Annotated in this window: 4 protein-coding genes and 1 pseudogene; all 5 read right to left on the bottom strand. The window is 71.4% G+C overall.

Annotation, left to right across the window (positions count from 1 at the left end; genetic code table 11):
• Positions 1-219 (bottom strand): annotated as a pseudogene (locus VGO20_RS15565) (hypothetical protein); the annotation flags it as partial.
• A gap of 4 nt (positions 220-223) precedes the next feature.
• Entirely contained in the window at positions 224-676 is a 453-nt protein-coding gene (locus VGO20_RS15560) for an ExbD/TolR family protein (RefSeq protein WP_327503288.1), read from the bottom strand.
• A 1-nt stretch (position 677) separates the two neighbouring features.
• Positions 678-1,376, bottom strand: a complete 699-nt coding sequence (tolQ, locus tag VGO20_RS15555; RefSeq protein ID WP_327503287.1) for a protein TolQ — start codon at positions 1,374-1,376, stop codon at positions 678-680.
• 18 nt (positions 1,377-1,394) lie between these two features.
• Positions 1,395-1,874, bottom strand: a complete 480-nt coding sequence (locus tag VGO20_RS15550) for a YbgC/FadM family acyl-CoA thioesterase (RefSeq protein WP_327503286.1) — start codon at positions 1,872-1,874, stop codon at positions 1,395-1,397.
• Positions 1,867-2,724: Holliday junction branch migration DNA helicase RuvB (ruvB, locus tag VGO20_RS15545; protein ID WP_327503285.1), on the bottom strand; the 858-nt coding region annotated here is incomplete at its 5' end. The genes VGO20_RS15550 and ruvB, both read right to left, overlap by 8 nt.

Here is a 2,724-nt window from a genome sequence, read left to right as displayed (position 1 = left end):
GGCCGGCGGGGCCGGCCGGGCGGCGGGCCGGGGCGGCGGGGTCGGCGCCGGCTGCGCCTCGTCGATCCGGGTGTTCGTGATCTCGCCGATGTCGACGATGTCGACCGGGATCGGCTGCGCCGGCATCACGAGGGCCGTCGGGCCGGGCAGGAAGCCGAGCACCGCGGCGAGCACCGCCGCGACGTGGACCACACCCGAGAAGATCAGGCCCTGGCGCATGGGTTCAGCGTGCCGCCGCCGTCGGGGTGGGGAGGTCGGCGACGAGGCCGACCTTCGTGAAGCCGGCAGCACTCATCGTGCCCATCACTTCGAGCATGCGGCCATAGGCGACGGTCTGGTCGCCGCGCACGAGGATGCGCGCCTCGGGATTGGCTCCGGTGACCGCGGTCAGCAGGGAGACCAGGTTCTGGATCTCGACCTCGCTCTCCTGGACCCAGACGCGCCCGTCGGGAGTGACGCTGACGAACAGCGGCTCCTTCTCCGGGGCGAGCGGCGGGGCGGCGGTGCGCGGCAGGTCGACCGGCACGCCGACGCTCATCAGCGGGGCCGCGACCATGAAGACGATCAGCAGCACCAGCATCACGTCGACGAACGGGGTCACGTTGATCTCGGAGAGCGGCGTGTACGAACGCCGCCGTCCCCTGCCCCCGCCGCGGCCAGACAGTTGTGCGCCCATGTCAGGCCCGCTCCTCGAGGTGGCGCGACAGGATCGCGCTGAACTCCGAGGCGAAGCCGTCGAGCCGCTCGGAGTAGCGGCCGAGGTCGTTGGAGAACTTGTTGTAGGCGACGACCGCCGGGATCGCCGCGACCAGGCCAAGCGCGGTCGCGAACAGCGCTTCCGCGATGCCGGGCGCCACGACGGCGAGGCTGGTGTTGTTCGTGCTCGCGATCGAGGCGAAGGAGTTCATGATGCCCCAGACCGTGCCGAACAGCCCGACGAAGGGCGCCGTCGAGCCGACGGTGGCGAGCACCGGCATGTAGCGCTCGGCGCGCGTCATCTCGCGGCCGATCGTGACGCCCATCACCCGCTCGACCCGCTGCTGCAGGGTGCCGCGGGGGTTGCTGCCGAAGCCGCGGTCGGTGGCGTGGCGCCACTCGCGCATGCCGGCCGAGAAGGTCGCCGACATCGGGTCGCCGGGCTGCTTGCCGATGCGCTCGTACAGCGTGTCGAGCGAGCCGCCGGACCAGAAGCTGTCCTCGAACTCCTCGGCCTGGGCGTTCAGGCGGCGCAGGCGGATCGCCTTGTCGAAGATGATCGCCCAGCACCAGATCGATGCGGCGAACAGCGTCAGCATGACCAGCTTGACGACCCAGTCGGCCGCCATGAACAGGCCCCACATCGACAGGTCGTGAGCCTGGGCCGCAGCCCCCAACATGACACCCTGATCCATTCCTCAGCCCTGCCTTCGCGTGTCGTCGACCGTCGCCAGGACCGCACGCACCGATGGCGGCATCCGGACCGGGCGACCGGCTCGATTGAGACAAAACACGGTTAACGAAAGTCTAACGAGAGGCCGCGCCCCATCTTTGTCCGCACCGGGAGCCCGGCGGACGACCTGCTCGAACCCGATCGAGGCGCCGCCGATATCGGCGATCCGGGAGAGCACTTCAAGGTCGTCGTCCAGCCGCGCCGGCACGTCGTATTCGACGGCGCAGCGGCGTACCGCAAATGCAACACCGGTCTCCCGCAGGACCCGGGAGTGGTCGGCGCCGAGCACGCGGAGCATCTCCGTGCGCGCGCGCTCCGCCCATTTGAGATAGTTGGCGTAGTAGACGATGCCGATCGCGTCCGTGTCCTCGTAGTAGACGCGGACCGGGAACACGTGCGTGCCGTCCACGATCCGGCCGCGCGGGGCGGTCTCCGGCTCAAACATCGCCGTCCTCCGGGTCCAGGTCCCCGCCCGGCCCGCCGTCCGCGGCGGGCGCCAGCAGGTCGAACTGGCGGGCCGGCATCGCCGGGACGCCGAGGCCGAGATAGTGGAAGCCGTGGTCGGTCAGCATGCGGCCGCGCGGCGTGCGCTGGAGCAGGCCCTGCTGGATCAGGTAGGGCTCGATCACCTCCTCCAGCACGTCGCGCTGCTCGCTCAGCGCCGCGGCCAGCGTGTCGACGCCGACCGGACCGCCGGAGTAGTTCATCGCGATGCAGGAGAGATAGCGCCGGTCCATGGCGTCGAGGCCGTTGCGGTCGACCTCCAGCCGGGTCAGCGCCGCATCGGCGGCGGGGGCGTCGACCGCGTCCAGCCCGGCCACGGCCGCGAAGTCGCGCACGCGGCGCAGCAGGCGCCCGGCGACGCGCGGCGTCCCGCGCGAGCGGCGCGCGACCTCCGCCGCCCCGTCGGGGGTCAGCTCCATGCCGAGCACGCGGGCGGCACGGCTCACGATCAGCTCCAGCTCGTCCGGGGTGTAGAACTGCATGCGCAGCGGGATGCCGAAGCGCTCGCGCAGCGGCCGGGTGATCAGGCCGGACCGGGTCGTCGCGCCCACCAGCGTGAAGGGCGGCAGCTCGATGCGGACCGAGCGCGCGGCCGGCCCCTCGCCGATGATCAGGTCGAGCTGGAAGTCCTCCATCGCCGGGTAGAGGATCTCCTCGACCTGGGGCGACAGGCGGTGGATCTCGTCGATGAACAGGACGTCGTGGGGCTGCAGATTGGTCAGCAGCGCCGCGAGGTCGCCGGCGCGCACGATCACCGGCCCGGAGGTGGCGCGGAAGCCGACGCCGAGCTC

The sequence above is a fragment of the Arenibaculum sp. genome (genome assembly GCF_035998295.1).
GTDB lineage: Bacteria > Pseudomonadota > Alphaproteobacteria > Azospirillales > Azospirillaceae > DASYHS01.
This window is presented reverse-complemented; position numbering and strand designations above follow the sequence as displayed.